Consider the following 15,841-nt stretch of genomic DNA (forward strand, 5'->3'; position numbering starts at 1 on the left):
GCTTCGCGGAGGATACTGATGATCTGTTCATCGGAAAAACGCTTCTTCATGTGGACGTCCTCATGTGGCTTATGAAGACATTACTAACATCGCGGTGTATTAATCAACGGGGAGCAGGTCACGGCTTTAGCCATGGTCTAAACATTCCAGTAGACAGTGCCAACGGGAAGATTACTGGCAAGCGTTCACATTCTCCGATGATGATTGAAAAGGAGTTTGATAGCTCCAGCCCGTATCTATACAAAGCCGTTGCCACCGGTCAAACATTGAAAAGTGCGGAGATTCGCTGGTATCGCATTAACCATGCAGGACAAGAAGAGTGCTACTTCGTCATGACCATTGAGGGCGTGAAAGTGACGGGCATTAACCCAGGGATGCCAAACGCTAAAATGGCAGGAAACTCGCAGATCAACCACATGGAATCTGTTTCCCTGATGTATGACAAAATCACCTGGCGTTATGTTGATGGTAATGTCCAGTATACGGACGATTGGAACGTAAGAGCGTAACAAATAGAAAGGAGGCATTAAGTGCCTCCTCTTTATTAACGCTTATCCTCTCAAAGGAGCCTGTCCGTAACTCTGTGCAACTGCCATCGTATTAAAGGCGATCGCTCAGTTGGTCACCGAAATTGATAATAAAACGACTCATTGCCAGCCCTCAGATCGGCGAATGGTTGCTCTGAGGTCCATGTGGGCGCTCACCTTATATTCTGATAGTCCTCGCTGCGTAATGTCCCTGAGCCAACCATTTTTCTGAATCCCCCTCGCAAACTTCAAATTTACCTCACACCAAACCGCTGTGTTTATATTCAGCCCTGTATAATGAGCACCAGAAATTACGCCAACCGGCGAAAGGAAGTATCAGAGAAAATTTAACGAGGAATTCGCGATATGAAGGTGCTGCAACACCCCCATACCGCTAACCACAACCAACTATCGAGGAGTTGAAAATGGCTGCGACGAATTTTAAGCCAGAGTTTACCGTTTGCAAAACAGAATCAGACGCTTTCACCGGCATGATTGAAAACCGCGAGCTGGTACGCAAAAACAGCGCCCGCCGACTTCACGGCAACCAGCTCAACGCGGCGCCCGTCCATCCCCGCGCGGAAACGCAGCAGGACAGTGCCGCCTGCTGCGAACTTTATTCCCGCATAGACATGAAATACCTTCTTCTGGGCGGCGAGTGGTTAACCCGAGCGGGCTTTATCAACGGCATGCCGGTGAAAATCCGCGCCATGAAAGACTGCATTGTGATAACGCCACAGCATACAAGAGAATTATGGGGATGCCTGGAGGGTATGAGCGTGGTGAGTATAAATAAACAGAAAGTGGCGCAGTGGCTGAAGACGTTTCCGGGTGCGCTTAATGATACCGGTGATATACCGGTTGTTAAGCGTGGAACAGGGCAGGCGATGTCTAAGTAACCAGTTTTCCATCTAATGTAACCGTTGAAGCAATAAAACGGGCATGTCATCCCATGCCCGTATTAAGCAGAAATCACTCGTGCTTTACCTGCTCTTTCACAGACTTAACCAGTACAGCGTGAAGTTCACCGACGGTTAAATCGCGTATAACAGGTTCGGGTATGCCACGTATCCAGCGGATAAACCGACAGATGCCAAAAAAGTCTATGCCTTCACCCGTAAACAGATACTCATTCTCTGCGAGAGAGAACGTATTCCTGTAGCCATCTTCTTCCGTGGCAAGCTGAACGCCAAACGCTTCTTCGCAGTCTTCCAGTAGGTCTTCGCCATCGATACCGCAAATATGCAAATCGGCCTCAATCCAGGTGTTGCTATCAATAGGTTTACGATGTATCCCAGAGGACTCACGTACGACCTCAATAACTTGTGCGAGAGTAGGTTCCATTTACAAAAATTCCGTATTCGTTAGATTCAATTGGCTATCCGGAACTTAACAGTCACTCGCTATTAGACAAGATGTGAAGTAGAGTACTGCTCCAGAAAGCGTGATTATCTATGCTATGGTTTGAAACCGGTTGCCCTACTGGTCTTAGGCGGAACACATCCTCACAAATGACCAAAAGTGCTGTGGACCCATTCGCGAGGCATATGCTAGCGAAGAGGGGTTGGACGAACGTTTTGAAAGTTGCATTTGGAATTCTCCCTTTTGCGAATTTTAAGGTTTATCTAAACAAGGGCTTGTGTTTCTCTTAAAAAGTTAAATTGATGCCTTCTATCTCCATGTTCAGGAGCTTGTTCACAGAGCCCGAATGCCCTTTGGACATGTTTTTCTTGAAATAAATCCTGCATCTGCTAATTCGATATGACTTTTCCAAAAATATTCAATGATTGCCTCAATGTTTATAGTTACATTTATAGTTCAGTTCTATGGTTTAATAGTAAATCAGCTCATTCGTTCCGTGCATTTGAACCACGAATTACCGACCAGATGAGTCTCCTTAAACTCTGTCGAGATGAAAAAAGGGAGCATGGATATTTAGTTTTGTAAAATCTCTCCCCCTGAAATCTGAAAAGTTAAATCTTCTGAGTAGAATGATCTTCCAATGAGTTTTTCTAAGAGATATGCCTGAGTTTTGTTTATATTATAAACACCTATGCCATAGGAGAAGTCGGCTTTATCTTCATCTGAAATAACCATGATGTCATACAGCGCAGCTACATTTTGTTGAGAGATTATGATTTCATAAACAAAAAGTTCATCTGTTTTACTGTATACATCTATAGAGTAAACGATCATTGTTTTAATCCTAAAGAATTACTCAGACTTGAAGCAAGGTTTGCCACGACGCTGACGCCACTCTTTTACTTCCTGGACAACGCCTTCTGGGCTATCATCTTTTCCATCTTCGGGATAAAAAATAAGATCTGCACCAGAGGGATGCTCTGCAAGTCGTTCGAACTCTCTAACCTGACAATTACCATCTTCCTCTGTTTCACTGGTGGCGGTACAAATTTTTCGTACCAGACTTAGAAATTCACTTTCAGTATAATCTCTTAAATCCTTCATTGTTTTTAACTTTTTGAATTTTATTGTACACATTCCGCGCCCGAAAGCGCGGGAGCCTCAAAGATTGTTATTCTTTAAATCCGGATTTACTATTTTCTTTACGCCACTCCTTAACTTCTCTAACAATACCTTCTGGACTATAATCTTTGCCCTCTTCAGGATAAAAAATCAGGTCAGAGCCTGCGGGGTGCTCGGTAAGCCGTTTAAATTCTCTAACCAATCGATTCTCGTCTTCTTCAGTTGGTGCGTCCGCATTGCAAATTTTGCGTACCAGTTCTAAAAATTCTTCTTCTGTGTAATCGCTTAACTGTCTCATATCATTCTCCCTTATGAATTTTGATGTGATGTTTTGGAGTGGTTATTCCCATATTATCAACGTCATACACCTTACCGCCCTGACTGATAGGTTGTATGTGATGAATTTCATAGCGTTCTCTTTTTCCAACCGAGTCAGGTGTACGTGTATAAGGGGCGTTTCCTTTACGCATACTTGCGCGGTTATTGCTGATAAATTGCTCCAGCAGTATCGGATCCCTCGAGACCTCCAGCCAAAACGCCTTACGAAACTGGTCAAAGTCCGTAAATGTCTGCCCACGTAATCGATCCGCTATCTGGCTTGGAATAGGAGACCCATTCCCCGTATTCGCATCAGATAACCAAATGCCGCTAATTTTCTGCCCCTTGCCTGTGACCTGTCCGGGATTATGGCGGATATAGACATAAATCGGCGGCACCCCGCCCACCGGCAGAATCAGAATATAATCCGCAAACGTCTTCTCTTCCGGTGTCGGGCTGATCGTTGCACCAACCCCCGTATCCTCCGGCAGCGGATCAACCACAACCGGGTTCGATATTCGTACCGGGTTGTGATTGCCAGTATCCCACGGCTTACTCTCTCCAGTGCGGTCCGGTGTCCAGATGAGGGTGATGCCAGGGTCTTCTTCGGTAGTAAAGGTGTATGCCTGGCGTCGGCTATCCCACTCCATCGTGCGAACGCGCACGCTGTCTTTGCCGGGCGGCGTATGCCAGCCTCGCGGTGTCGGGTTGCCGCTGGCGTCGCTCTCCCAGGTGAAGCGAACGCGGGTAGGGGCTTCCCGCATCTGTTCGGCGCGCATCCTGTCGATAAAATCCTGCTCTCCGTCGTTCAGCTTGCCGGGATACATCCCCATCAGCAGCCCTGCGACAGGTGCACCGATGCCTCCCGTGGCTATCTCGCCAAGTGCAGCGCCGCGCACGACCCATGTGCCGGGAGTGACGGTGCGCCCGCCTATTAGGGCGAGTTCGCTGGCATCGGCTATCGCGTTCCGCGCGGTCCAGGCCCTTTCTTCGGCGGCAACGGCAGCCTGATACTCCATCTCCTCGTGATGCCCATTCCACCAAAGATAAAGCGCGCTACGTTGCTTTGGTTTTGGGATCGCCTTACGCTTTGCCGCTTGGGCGTGCTGCGGGGCGTCGTTAGGCATGGCCTGATAAAATGCCATCTCGGCGAAGTTGGTATGAGGCTCACTTTCGGTGCCTGCATCGTTACAGCCTTCACCGCGCAGGCAGGATTTCGCAAAGACCCGGTTGCGATCGCGTTCTTCTGCTTGTCGCTGCGCTTCGGCCTCTTGCTCTTTTCGGCGCGCTGCAAGCATAGCCAGGTGCTTTTCCTGGGCGACCTGGGCAGGAGAGGGACCGGAGCCGAGCCACTCTCCCGATGGAGCGATCACGCGGTTGGTTCCGTACGGGCAGCCACAAATGACGACAGAACCATCAACGGCTGAGGCTTGCCCCATCCAGTTAACGCGAGGTTCGCCGTCGGCAACAACGCCCTGCTTGCCGCATTTTGGGCATGCCGTGGTTTTATCGCCGACGCGGATAACGCCGCGACCGTGCTCGGTGCAGTTGGGCAGGGTGCTACAGCATATTGCGCCGGTAGTCGTTCTGTCGCCGTGCAGCGCCTGACCGCGGCCGTAGTTTGTGGAACGGTAGCCCATGGCCTATTCTCCGGGCCAGGTTAAGAAATCCTCTTGAGGTGGAATACCTTCGCGGGTGACCAGATAAGTACTGCCGAGAGGTGTGCTGATAATCTCGTCATCGTTATCAAGCTGGCTGCCGACCAGCGCAACGCCCTGATGCCTCCAGGAAAACGCTTCGCCAGCTGAGGTCATAATCGTGGCGAGCGTTCCATCCGGATAGGCCACACAGTCGCCTTCGACAATCACGCTGGTGTAACTCCCATCGTCCATGAGCATTGTGGCTTCACGATCGACGGGAAGAACAACGCCGCCCAGTCGCGTCCGGCTGCCAGCCGTGGCGATCCGCCAAATGGCGGTGACGGGATGTTGTCGATGAAAGGCTTCCTGTTCGGTAATAATGGCGCGCGCGTCCTCAGGCATGGCGGCCAGTTCTTCATCGGAAAAAGGCGAACGATCTATTTCTGCTTTTAACTCAGCGGTGAATTCATTGGTGTAAAGCTGCATGACAATTCCTTGTAGGGGCAGAAGAGTAAATGCAGCAATGCTAGATTTTAGACTGTATGGCGAATAGTCATAAAGTGGTTAATGAACCGGGCTAAAATCCGAAATAAATGTCCATATTGATACAGGTCATCTTTTAGAGAAGGGTTAGTAATGATTTCTGTTAATTATAGATGTAATACTCAATGAATTGCCGATAAATAATATTATGCAGCGTATGTAATATTTGAATGCAAACGCTGCATGAGTTTATTTCAAAACACCAGCACTCCCAGTCCGCCAGTGCTTCCCGGCGGCACTCTGCTGGGCCGGACCGGTAAAAAAAACGTTACCTCGTTCAGAGAAATTGAACGTCGACTCAGGCTATCGCCATATGATTCCAGGCATCTCTGTAAACGATATTCCCATCACAGTGTTTCCAGGTGATTGCTTCATATCTTAGCTCGATCGTCTCTGTATGCGTTCCTGTTCCAGAACCCGGGAACAGATTGGGCGTAATACCCGTGATTTTTACATTCTCCAGGATAATGTTGAAATATTCTCTCTCGATTCCTGCATCATCAATTTGATACATTTTGATCGTAGCCGATTTTAGCGTTTGGTTTTCACACAGTGCCCTAATAAGAACCGGTGTTGTTTTATCAAACTCTTTCTGAACGGCAATCGGTGTATGTACGCGGGTACCTGTTAGTCGGCCTGTATGTCCACTCACAGGAATGGTGAGGTGATGAGCGACCGCCTTTAATTCAATAGCGCCTAACCGACCGGACACCATGGAACTTCCTACGACGGGTGAGCCATTAGTATCGGTTAACCAAAGATATGCTGGATTTGACATGATTATTCCTTATCTATATTTACAAAAGAAGGTAGGTGCAACATCGCCACGACCCATATGAATAAGCCAATAATTTTCAGCGGCCATGGTTCAAGTACAGCTATACAAGCAAATGCACCGATGATAAGTAAGGGACCTGATAACACATCCAGGATCCCGCCAAAAATATGTATCTTTCCCGGCAGTAATTTATTCATTACTAATGAAATAAGGTAGGCACTTAGGGTAATGATGCAAAAGGCGATTGTTTTATCATGCCAGGTTTCGAATTCAACCCAGCTAAGGATATAGGCTAAAACTAAATATGAGCATAGAAGCAGGTTTATAATTGGGGTGATAAACTTACTCATATGCGCCTGCCGTAGTGTGTGCAGTTAGTTTTTCATTAACTTCCTTCATGATTTGATTAAATACAGGCTTCCCTTCTGAATAACCTGCATGGAGAGCATCTACGAAAGGCTGGACGGCATCAGCGAACAGAAAATAAAGTAGGTCATAGTCTCTGGGGCTCAGAAGTTGATATACTTCTGGGGCTTCTGCTTTGAGTCTGTCAGATGTCCTAATTGATCGTTCAGCCATTCCCCCAAATAAAAGAAGTGTGCTCAGTGCTGTGATCGGGTTACCTTTTCCTTTAAAAACAACAAACGTAAAAGATGTTCTTTCAATAACATGCTTCACGATAGTGGATGCAATAAAATTGGTTGATACTCTACCTGCAATTGAAGTCATTACAGATCTGTATATTTTATTCTGCTCCGCTTCTGTTAAATATCTGTTGAATTCTTTAAGTATAATTTTGACAGCGTTGACAATGTTTTCGTAATTCAAAATGTCATTTTTTATGGCAGTAATCATTCGTATACGTTGAGTTTCACGAGCATACCTGGTATCCGTGTCAAAGATACCATAAATCAGATATCCATAATCTAGCGGTACAGTTAGCCCTCCATTTATAAGCCCAGTAACTGTATCAGGAGAAGCGATAATGTTGCATAATCTCCGGGCTATATCTTCTACATCAGCCATAATAATCCTTTAAATACGCAATAAAGGATTTATCAATGTAATATTAATGTGATTGAAGCAATTTATCTTATCTAAATAAGGAATTAAGAATTGTTAGAGGTATCAATTTTATCTTTAATGAGATAATCAGCGGCTTCATGCCTATCCCACGCACTCCACCGCAAAACCTACCTTAACTAAACACCGGCACCCCCAGCCCAACCTTCACCTCCCTCAACGTCTCCTGCGTCACTCCCTGCGCCCGCTCCGTCCCGCGCTTCAGCATCGCCATCAGCTCTCCCTTATCCCGCATATACATCGCCCTCCGCTCCCGCATCGGCGCAATCAGTTCCTGCAAACACGCCTCCAGCTCGTTCTTGCACGTCCGGTCACCCAGCCCGCCCGCCTGATAGTGCGCCTTCATCGCCGCCACTTTGTCCTTGTCCGGATGAAACGCGTCGAGATACGTAAACACCACGTTCCCCTCAATCTGCCCCGGGTCGCTCACCTTCAGGTGGTTCGGGTCGGTGTACATCGCGCTGACCGCACGGTGGATCGTCTCTTCGCTGGCCGACAGGTGCAGCGTGTTGCCCAGCGATTTCGACATCTTGGCGCTGCCGTCAATGCCGGGCAGGCGGCTGGTGTCGCTCAGCATCGCCTTGCAGTGGCGCAGCACCGGGGCGGGCAGCAGGCTATTCATCTTGTGCACAATTTCGTTGGTCTGCTCAATCATCGGCAGCTGGTCGTCGCCGACGGGCACGCACTCGGCCTTAAACGCGGTGATGTCCGCCGCCTGGCTGATGGGGTAGGCCATAAACCCGACCGGCAGCGAGCGGGCGAAGCCCTTCTGCGCAATCTCGTTTTTCACCGTCGGGTTACGCTCCACGCGGGCGACGGTGACGATGTTCATGTACAACATCGTCAGCTCGGCGAGGGCGGGCAGGGCGGACTGCAGGCAGATCGTGGTCAGGTTCGGGTCGATGCCGGCGGCGAGGTAGTCGGCCAGCACTTCGGGGATGTTGTCGCGGATCTTCTGCGGGTTGCTGCCGTTGTCGGTCAGCCCCTGCAGGTCGGCAATCAGCACAAACTGGCTGTGCGTCTGCTGGAGCGCCACGCGCTGGCGCAGCGATCCGACATAGTGGCCGAGGTGCAGCGGGCCGGTTGGGCGGTCGCCGGTGAGGATGGTGGGTGCGTTCATAAAGACTCCTTAATGTGCAGTTGCCGAAAGGGGTCTTAGATGTGTGAAAGCCGCCTTTCGGCGGCTATCTGAAAATGGGGAAAACTACTCCGTGCCGCCTTTAAGAAGGCAGCCACCAGCGGTTTACGGTGAGCACGGCGTGGTTTATGTTCATCTCTTTACCGTACCACGTCCGGCGCGAAAAACAAAAGGGCACGTCATGCTGCAATCACTCAACCACCTGACCCTCGCGGTCAGCGACCTGCAAAAAAGCGTCACCTTCTGGCACGAGCTGCTGGGGCTTGCGCTACACGCCCGCTGGAATACCGGGGCCTATCTCACCTGCCGCGATCTGTGGGTCTGCCTGTCCTACGACGAGGCGCGCCAGTATGTGCCGCCGCAGGAGAGCGACTACACCCACTACGCGTTTACCGTGGCGGAAGAGGATTTTGACGCGTTCTCGCGCAGGCTTGAGCAGGCGGGCGTTACCGTCTGGAAGCAGAACAAAAGCGAGGGGGCGTCGTTCTATTTTCTCGACCCGGACGGCCACAAGCTGGAGCTGCACGTGGGCAGCCTCGCCGCGCGGCTGGCGGCGTGTCGCGAGAAGCCCTATGCGGGCATGGTGTTTACCTCTGACGAGGCCTGAGGCCTGCTCGCGGTGCCTGAAGTCACCCTCAGAGCCGGGTGGCGGCTGCGCCTTACCCGGCCTACAGGACCAGCCCCTGCAGGCCTGATAAGCGAAGCGTCATCAGGCTTCGCGTAATGACTTACAGCGACTTCACAAACGCCAGCAGGTCTTCGTTGAGCTGGTCCTGGTGGGTCAGCGCGAAGCCGTGCGGCGCGTTGTCGTACACCTTCAGCGTGGCGTTTTTGATCATCTCTGCCGCCAGCTTGCCGGTGCTTTCAAACGGCACGATCTGGTCGTTGCTGACGTGGATCACCAGCGTCGGCACGTCGATTTTCGCCATATCCGGGCGGAAGTCGGTTTCGCCAAACGCGGTCACGCAGTCGATGGTGCCCTTCAGCGACGCCAGCAGGGCGATGTTCAGCGTCTGGGTCAGGGCTCCGGCAGAGACGGTCTGCCCGGCGTTGGTGCCGTAGAAGGGAGTGGCGAAGTCGCTGATGAACTGGGCGCGATCTTTACGCAGCCCGTCGCGAATGCCGTCGAACACGCTCTGATCCACACCCTGCGGGAAGGTGTCGGATTTGCCGAAGATCGGCGTCACCGCGCCCAGCAGCGCCAGGCCGGCGACGCGCGCGCTGCCGTAGTTGTTGATGTAGCGGGTCACGTCGCCGCCGCCCATGGAGAAGCCCACCAGCGTTACGTCCTGCAGGTCAAGGGTGACGATCAGGTCGTTGATGTCGGACGCAAAGGTGTCGTAGTCGTAGCCGTTCCACGGCTGATCCGAGCGGCCAAAGCCGCGGCGGTCAAAGGCGATGGCGCGGAAGCCGCGCTCGGCCAGGTAGTTCAGCTGGCTGTCCCACATGTCGCCGTCCAGCGGCCAGCCGTGGCTGAAGAGAACCGGTTTGCCCGCGCCGCCTTCTTTGTAGTAAATCTGCGTGCCGTCTTTTGCCTTAAACGTTGCCATAGTGTTGTTCCTGTACAGGTGATGGTTATGGTTATACCGGCGCGACCAGGTAGCGAATGGCCGGTGAGGTTGTGCCCTGATGAAAAGCCAGAACGCGGCTCTGCAGCAGGAGGTCATTCATGGTGTGGCGCTCCTGCTGGCGCAGATGCTCAATCCACGAGCCCATCAGGAAGGTCTCGATAAACAGGCCGGGACGCTCGATATCCTCGTACACCGCCCAGCTCATCGCCCCGGCGCGGCGGCGCACCCGGCGCAGCTCGTGTACCGCCTCCAGGAAGGCCTTCGCGTTCTGCGGGTCAATGAGGTACTCCTGCGACACCAGCACCGGGCCGCGCTCGTTCGGCAGGTCGATCTCCACGCCGTCCAGCGGCTGGCCGCTCAGGTCGAGGTTTAAATCCGGGTCTTTCTCCAGCTTCCAGCGGAACACCGTGGCGCTCGCCAGCACCATCCCCAGCGTGGCGACCACCAGCGAGGTCGGGGTGCCGAACCGGGAGGCGATCTGCCCCCAGAGGGCGCTGCCCGCGGTCATCGAGCCGAAGAACACCGTCAGGTAGACCGCCAGCGCCCGGGCCTTCACCCAGCGGGCGGCGCTGCGCTGCGCCCCGAGGTTGAGGGTGGAGAGCACCGCAATCCACGCGAAGCCGGTGAAGAACTCAAACAGGTTGAGCAGCCAGGCGTGGCGCACGAAGGCTAGCGCCATCATGGTCAGGGCAAAGACCAGGCTGGCGGCCACCATCAGCCGGTCGGCGTTCAGCCGCTGGCGCAGGCGCGGCAGCAGAATGGCTCCGGCAATCGCCCCCAGGCCAATGCACGCCAGCATCACGCCGTAGCCCGCCGGGCCTAAGCCCAGCTCGCGGCGCGCCACCAGCGGCAGCAGCGCCCAGCCCGCGCTGCCGAAAACGAAGAAGGCCACGGTGCGCACCAGCACGTTGCGCAGCACCGGCGCGGCGTGCACGTAGCGGATGCCGGATCGCACCGCCGAGAAGAAGTGCTCCGGCGGCAGGCGCTGCACCGACGGCGCCGGACGCCAGCGCCACAGCACCCACGCCACGCCGACCACGGACAGCGCGTTCAGGGCAAACACCATCCACGGCCCGGCGAGCGAGAGTAGAAAACCGCCCAGCGCGGGGCCGATTGCCCGGCTGATGTTCACCCCGAGCGAGTTCAGCGCCACGGCGGCGCCCAGCTCCGGCTTGCTCACCAGATCGGGCACCACCGCCTGGAACGGCGGCGAGCTCATCGCCGCGCCCACGCTCAGCAGAAACGTCGCCACCAGCAGCACGGCGGGGGTGACGTGTCCGGTGAAGGAGAGCACCGTCAGCCCGGCGGCGGCGATGAACACCCACAGCTGGGAGAAAAGCAGGTATTTACGTCGGTCGACGATGTCCGCCATCACCCCGGACGGCAGGGCAAAGAGAAACATCGGCAGGCTGCTGGCCGCCTGCACCAGCGCGATGTCCAGCGGGTCGGCGCTCAGGGTCAGCATGCTCCAGTTGATGCCGACGTCGCTCATCCATGAGCCGACGTTAGAGACCACCGTGGCGATCCACAGCATCCTGAACACCGGCTGGCTCAGCGGCTGCCAGGGCGAAACCGTTGATGCGGGCGTCGTCTCGACGTGTGCGTCGCGAACGTCGTTAACCTGGGTCATGCAAACCTCTCCGCTGCCTTACGCGGCAGCCGCCACTGGCCCGGCCCGGTGAGGGCGAGAGTGGTGAAGATAATCAGCAGCAGCCAGCCAAACTGCCCTTCGGCAATCGACCAGTTAGGGTGGACCGCCAGCATCGCCACCAGCAGCACGGCGATAATCGGCAGGCACGCCAGGCGGGTATACACGCCCGCAATGATGAACAGCGGGCAAACCACCTCGGCAACGATGGCCGGGATCAGGCTGGCATAAGGCCCGAAGCCGAATGGATCCTCAATGCGCGTCAGCTCTTCGCTGAAGTGCAGCACCTTCGGCAGGCCGTGCACGTAGAGCAGCAGCAGGCTACCCGTCAGGCGCAGGAACAACAGCCCCAGGTCGATCCGGGGCGGCATAGTGGTGTTTTTCATCAGAATGCAAAGCAGCTGCAGCCCAGCGCCCCCCAGAAAGCGTTATCGTCGGACACCGGCATCTCTGACGTGCGGGCAAAATCATGCTGGTGGCGGTGAACCCCGCACGGGCCGCTGCAGTGGTGGACGGCGCTCATGCCCACGCGTGCGGCCTGCGGCGGCGCGCTGCGGTAGTGGCCCGGCACCTTCACCACCGGGGACCACTCGGGCAGAACCGGAATCGCCGGCGGCGCGAGCGGGCCAAAGCTGCCCGCGGCGTAGACGATGTCGCCGTTGACCACCGTCAGGACGGACTCGATGCCCTTGATCTCCTCTTCCGGCACGCGGAAGTAGTCTTTGCTGAGCACGGCCAGGTCGGCGAGCTGGCCGACCTTGATCTGCCCCTTCTGATTCTGCTCGCTGGAGAACCACGCGCTGCCCTGGGTCCAGAGCATCAGGGCCGTATCGCGGTCCAGACGGGCGCTGTGGTCGTACATCTGCATCCCGCCGACGGTGCGGCCGGAGACCAGCCAGTAGAGCGCGGTCCACGGGTTGTAGCTCGCCACGCGGGTGGCGTCGGTGCCTAAGCCCACCGGCACGCCGGTCTCGAGCATTTTCGCCACCGGCGGCGTGTGGCGGGTGGCGTCGATGCCGTAACGCTCGGCGAAGTACTCCCCCTGGAAGGCCATACGGTGCTGCACGGCAATGCCGCCGCCCAGCGCCTTGATGCGGTCGATGTTGGCCTGGGTAACGGTCTCCGCGTGGTCGAAGAACCAGTGCAGGCCGTTAAACGGAATGTCGCGGTTCACCTTCTCGAAGACGTCCAGCATGCGGCTGATGGACTCGTTGTAGGTGGCGTGCAGGCGGAACGGCCAGCGGTGCTCCACCAGATGGCGCACCACGCGCTCCAGCTCGTCCTCCATGCCCGGGGCGAGATCCGGGCGCGGCTCGAGGAAGTCTTCAAAATCGGCGGCGGAGAAGACCAGCATCTCGCCCGCGCCGTTGTGGCGGAAGAAGTCGCTGCCCTGGCCCGGCGTGAGCATGTCGGTCCATTTTTCGAAGTCCTCCAGCTCGTGGCCCGGACGCTGGGTAAACAGGTTGTAGGCGATGCGGATGGTCATCTGCTTTTTCTGGTGCAGCTCGGCGATCACCTCGTAATCTTCCGGGTAGTTCTGGAAGCCGCCGCCCGCGTCGATGGCGCTGGTCAGCCCCAGGCGGTTCAGCTCGCGCATGAACTGGCGGGTGGAGTTGACCTGCTGCTCCAGCGGCAGCTTCGGCCCTTTGGCGAGCGTAGCGTAGAGGATCATGGCGTTCGGGCGGGCAATCAGCATCCCGGTCGGGTTGCCGTTGGCGTCGCGCTGGATCTCGCCGCCCGGCGGGTTCGGCGTGTCTTTGGTGTAGCCCACTACCTTCAGCGCGGCGCGGTTGAGCAGGGCGCGGTCGTAGAGGTGCAGGATGAAGACCGGGGTGTCCGGCGCGGCGGCGTTGATCTCGTCCAGCGTCGGCATGCGGCGCTCGGCGAACTGGAACTCGGTCCAGCCGCCCACCACGCGCACCCACTGGGGCGACGGCGTGCGCAAAGCCTGCTCTTTCAGCATACGCAGGGCGTCGGCCAGCGACGGTACGCCTTCCCAGCGCAGCTCGAGGTTATAGTTCAGCCCGCCGCGGATCAGGTGCAGGTGCGAGTCGTTCAGCCCGGGGATGGCGGTGTGGCCTTTCAAATCGACCACTTTCGTACCGTCGCTGTGGTGTTGCATCACCTCGGCAACGGTACCCACTTCCAGAAATTTTCCATCGCGCACGGCAACGGCTTCCGCGATGGGGTTCTCGCGATCGACGGTATGAAACTGGCCGTTAACCAGAATGAGATCGGCTTTACCGAGGGTAACCATAACTGCTCCTGACTGAGAGGGGAATGGTCAGGATTATGGGAACCGGTTTCGGCAAAGATCCAGTTATACAATAGGATAGGTATACCAAAGTATAACTATACCTAAGGTTAACTATACGAAGAGATAATTACGCCCGGGGGCGATAAACCGCAGGATGAGGGTGACTTTATCGCCGTGGCGATCCCGGCGATTTCTCCCCTTAACCACTGGAAAATGCTATGACCTCTTCAAAGCTTGAAGTGTTAACCCCTGCGAACTGTCAGATCATCTTTATCGATCACCAGCCTCAGATGGCGTTTGGCGTGCAGTCTATTGACCGCCAGGTGCTGAAAAACAACACCGTGGCGCTGGCGAAAGCGGCTAAGGTGTTCAACATCCCGACCATCATCACCACCGTAGAGACCGAAAGCTTCTCCGGCAATACCTATCCGGAGCTGCTGGACGTCTTCCCGGGTCAGGACATTCTGGAGCGTACCTCCATGAACTCATGGGACGACCAGAAGGTGCGCGACGCGCTGAAGGCCAACGGCAAGAAGAAGGTGGTGGTTGCCGGCCTGTGGACCGAAGTGTGCAACAACAGCTTTGCCCTGTGCGCGATGCTGGAAGGCGACTACGAGATTTATATGGTGGCGGATGCCTCCGGCGGCACCTCCAAAGAAGCCCACGACTACGCGATGCAGCGCATGATTCAGGCGGGCGTGATCCCGGTGACCTGGCAGCAGGTGATGCTGGAGTGGCAGCGCGACTGGGCGCGTAAAGAGACCTACACCGCGGTGATGGACATCGTGCGCGAGCACTCCGGCGCGTACGGCATGGGCGTCGATTACGCCTACACCATGGTGCACAAAGCGCCGTCTCGCCAGAAGAGCGAGCACCGCACCTTAGCGCCGGTTCCGGCTCGCTAAGCCTTGTCGGCGGGCTGGTCCCTCATCCGGCTCGCCGCTGCCTCTTTCTCTGGAGTTCACAATGAGTACTGGGCTGATATCCCTTGCCGCAGGCGTGTTGATTGGCCTGATGTATGCCGTGCTGAAGGTGCGATCCCCCGCGCCGCCCGCGCTGGCGCTGATTGACCTGCTGGGGATGCTGGCGGGTGAACAGGCGACGCGGCATCTGTTATCTCGCGACGGCGCGCCGCCGCCTCAGGTGACCGTTCCGCAGGGCACTTCGCAGACGGGAGCATCGTCATGAAAGCATGGATAATTTCGCTGGTGTGCGGCGTGGCAGCTGGGGTAATTTACGCCCTGCTCGACGTCCATTCCCCGGCGCCGCCGGTTGTTGCCCTGCTTGGCCTGTTTGGCATGCTGGTGGGCGAACAGCTCATTCCGGTGGGACGGCGTTTACTGAGTCGCGAACCGCTTACCCTCGCCTGGTTTCGTCACGAATGCGTACCGAAAATCAGCGGCACGGCGCCCCCGGCGCCCGCGAAGGACGATCGCGACGCTGAATGATTTGTGAGAGGAAAGACAGCATGACGCTGCCGTGGCGCATTGCCATCATTGATGACGAACGTTCCGTCCGCAGCGGGCTGAGTAATCTCCTGGAGTCGGAAGGCTATTCGACCGATACGTTTGATTCGGCAGAGGTGTTTCTGAGCCATCCGCTCGCCCTGTCCGGCGCGGCGCTGGTGATCGCCGATCTCAAGCTGCGGGGCATGAGCGGCCTGGAGCTGTTTGACAAGCTGCGGCTGCTCGCCGTTCCGCCGCCGCCCGTGATCTTTATCTCCGGTCATGCTGATGAAAATATGCAGCGGTACGCCCTCAGCCTGGGCGCCGCTGCATTTTTGCGTAAGCCCATTAACATCGATATTCTGCTGGATCATATTCAGCGGGAGCTGGCCCGCCGACAATAAGGATC

The 15,841-nt window shown here is 55.6% G+C and carries 21 protein-coding genes; 7 read left to right on the forward strand and 14 right to left on the reverse strand.

Annotated elements, in window-relative coordinates:
• The first annotated feature begins 62 nt into the window (after positions 1–62).
• Both tssD and ACJBF3_RS24480 read left to right on the forward strand, forming a co-directional pair.
• Positions 63–509, forward strand: coding sequence for a type VI secretion system tube protein TssD (gene tssD / locus ACJBF3_RS24475; RefSeq protein ID WP_047716622.1), 447 nt, complete (start codon positions 63–65; stop codon positions 507–509).
• A gap of 443 nt (positions 510–952) precedes the next feature.
• The gene (locus tag ACJBF3_RS24480; RefSeq protein ID WP_072265616.1) at positions 953–1,426 is read left to right on the forward strand and encodes a SymE family type I addiction module toxin; all 474 of its coding nucleotides are present in this window, start codon (positions 953–955) and stop codon (positions 1,424–1,426) included.
• A gap of 73 nt (positions 1,427–1,499) precedes the next feature.
• Here ACJBF3_RS24480 and ACJBF3_RS24485 read toward each other — a convergent pair whose 3' ends face one another.
• The 10 genes from ACJBF3_RS24485 to trpS form a co-directional block, all read right to left on the reverse strand.
• A complete protein-coding gene (locus ACJBF3_RS24485; protein ID WP_045327465.1) occupies positions 1,500–1,871 on the reverse strand; it encodes a hypothetical protein in 372 nt (123 codons plus the stop codon).
• 591 nt (positions 1,872–2,462) lie between these two features.
• Positions 2,463–2,723 carry a hypothetical protein gene (locus ACJBF3_RS24490; protein ID WP_045327466.1) on the reverse strand — a complete coding sequence of 87 codons (261 nt, stop codon included), beginning with the start codon at positions 2,721–2,723 and terminating at the stop codon, positions 2,463–2,465.
• Between the two features lie 18 nt (positions 2,724–2,741).
• Positions 2,742–3,026 (reverse strand): bacteriocin immunity protein, encoded by a 285-nt coding sequence (locus ACJBF3_RS24495; RefSeq protein ID WP_223239953.1) that lies wholly within the window; start codon positions 3,024–3,026, stop codon positions 2,742–2,744.
• Positions 3,027–3,060: 34 nt separating this feature from the next.
• Positions 3,061–3,309 carry a bacteriocin immunity protein gene (locus tag ACJBF3_RS24500; protein WP_045327467.1) on the reverse strand — a complete coding sequence of 83 codons (249 nt, stop codon included), beginning with the start codon at positions 3,307–3,309 and terminating at the stop codon, positions 3,061–3,063.
• Position 3,310: 1 nt separating this feature from the next.
• Positions 3,311–4,969 carry an S-type pyocin domain-containing protein gene (locus ACJBF3_RS24505; RefSeq protein WP_045327469.1) on the reverse strand — a complete coding sequence of 553 codons (1,659 nt, stop codon included), beginning with the start codon at positions 4,967–4,969 and terminating at the stop codon, positions 3,311–3,313.
• Positions 4,970–4,972: 3 nt separating this feature from the next.
• Positions 4,973–5,455: a hypothetical protein gene (locus ACJBF3_RS24510; protein ID WP_045327471.1), complete on the reverse strand. Its 483-nt coding sequence runs from the start codon at positions 5,453–5,455 to the stop codon at positions 4,973–4,975.
• A 355-nt stretch (positions 5,456–5,810) separates the two neighbouring features.
• Positions 5,811–6,290: a type VI secretion system tube protein TssD gene (locus ACJBF3_RS24515; RefSeq protein WP_045327473.1), complete on the reverse strand. Its 480-nt coding sequence runs from the start codon at positions 6,288–6,290 to the stop codon at positions 5,811–5,813.
• Positions 6,291–6,292: 2 nt separating this feature from the next.
• A complete protein-coding gene (locus ACJBF3_RS24520) occupies positions 6,293–6,640 on the reverse strand; it encodes a hypothetical protein (protein ID WP_045327475.1) in 348 nt (115 codons plus the stop codon).
• On the reverse strand, positions 6,633–7,316 hold the full coding sequence (locus tag ACJBF3_RS24525) for a hypothetical protein (RefSeq protein ID WP_045327477.1): 684 nt from the start codon (positions 7,314–7,316) through the stop codon (positions 6,633–6,635). The genes ACJBF3_RS24520 and ACJBF3_RS24525 overlap by 8 nt, the downstream gene beginning before the upstream one ends.
• A 172-nt stretch (positions 7,317–7,488) precedes the next feature.
• Positions 7,489–8,493, reverse strand: coding sequence for a tryptophan--tRNA ligase (trpS, locus tag ACJBF3_RS24530; RefSeq protein WP_045327479.1), 1,005 nt, complete (start codon positions 8,491–8,493; stop codon positions 7,489–7,491).
• Positions 8,494–8,692: 199 nt separating this feature from the next.
• Between trpS and fosA the strand changes: the two genes are divergently transcribed.
• Complete coding sequence (gene fosA / locus ACJBF3_RS24535) at positions 8,693–9,118, forward strand: FosA/FosA2 family fosfomycin resistance glutathione transferase (protein WP_045327480.1); 426 nt, start codon at positions 8,693–8,695, stop codon at positions 9,116–9,118.
• Between the two features lie 121 nt (positions 9,119–9,239).
• Here the strand turns inward: fosA and ACJBF3_RS24540 are convergent, their stop codons facing one another.
• From ACJBF3_RS24540 to ACJBF3_RS24555, 4 genes are read right to left on the reverse strand one after another with little or no spacing between them, the layout of a single operon-like run.
• On the reverse strand, positions 9,240–10,061 hold the full coding sequence (locus ACJBF3_RS24540) for an alpha/beta fold hydrolase (RefSeq protein WP_406545293.1): 822 nt from the start codon (positions 10,059–10,061) through the stop codon (positions 9,240–9,242).
• A gap of 31 nt (positions 10,062–10,092) precedes the next feature.
• Positions 10,093–11,712, reverse strand: coding sequence for an MFS transporter (locus ACJBF3_RS24545; protein ID WP_045327484.1), 1,620 nt, complete (start codon positions 11,710–11,712; stop codon positions 10,093–10,095).
• Positions 11,709–12,116, reverse strand: a complete 408-nt coding sequence (locus tag ACJBF3_RS24550) for a DoxX family protein (RefSeq protein ID WP_045327486.1) — start codon at positions 12,114–12,116, stop codon at positions 11,709–11,711. Before ACJBF3_RS24550 ends, ACJBF3_RS24545 begins: the two co-directional genes overlap by 4 nt.
• Positions 12,116–13,987 (reverse strand): amidohydrolase, encoded by a 1,872-nt coding sequence (locus tag ACJBF3_RS24555; RefSeq protein ID WP_047716599.1) that lies wholly within the window; start codon positions 13,985–13,987, stop codon positions 12,116–12,118. The genes ACJBF3_RS24550 and ACJBF3_RS24555 overlap by 1 nt, the downstream gene beginning before the upstream one ends.
• Positions 13,988–14,205: 218 nt before the next feature.
• Between ACJBF3_RS24555 and ACJBF3_RS24560 the strand changes: the two genes are divergently transcribed.
• From ACJBF3_RS24560 to ACJBF3_RS24575, 4 genes are all read left to right on the forward strand, one after another.
• Entirely contained in the window at positions 14,206–14,892 is a 687-nt protein-coding gene (locus ACJBF3_RS24560) for a hydrolase (RefSeq protein ID WP_008501349.1), read from the forward strand.
• Between the two features lie 61 nt (positions 14,893–14,953).
• Entirely contained in the window at positions 14,954–15,175 is a 222-nt protein-coding gene (locus ACJBF3_RS24565) for a DUF1427 family protein (RefSeq protein ID WP_406545294.1), read from the forward strand.
• Positions 15,172–15,435: a XapX domain-containing protein gene (locus ACJBF3_RS24570; protein WP_045327491.1), complete on the forward strand. Its 264-nt coding sequence runs from the start codon at positions 15,172–15,174 to the stop codon at positions 15,433–15,435. Before ACJBF3_RS24565 ends, ACJBF3_RS24570 begins: the two co-directional genes overlap by 4 nt.
• 20 nt (positions 15,436–15,455) lie before the next feature.
• Positions 15,456–15,836, forward strand: coding sequence for a response regulator transcription factor (locus ACJBF3_RS24575; RefSeq protein WP_045327493.1), 381 nt, complete (start codon positions 15,456–15,458; stop codon positions 15,834–15,836).
• Positions 15,837–15,841: the final 5 nt, after the last annotated feature.

Source organism: Enterobacter sp. PP-008-ECC_S150, from assembly GCF_045257065.1.
Classification (GTDB): domain Bacteria; phylum Pseudomonadota; class Gammaproteobacteria; order Enterobacterales; family Enterobacteriaceae; genus Enterobacter; species Enterobacter chengduensis.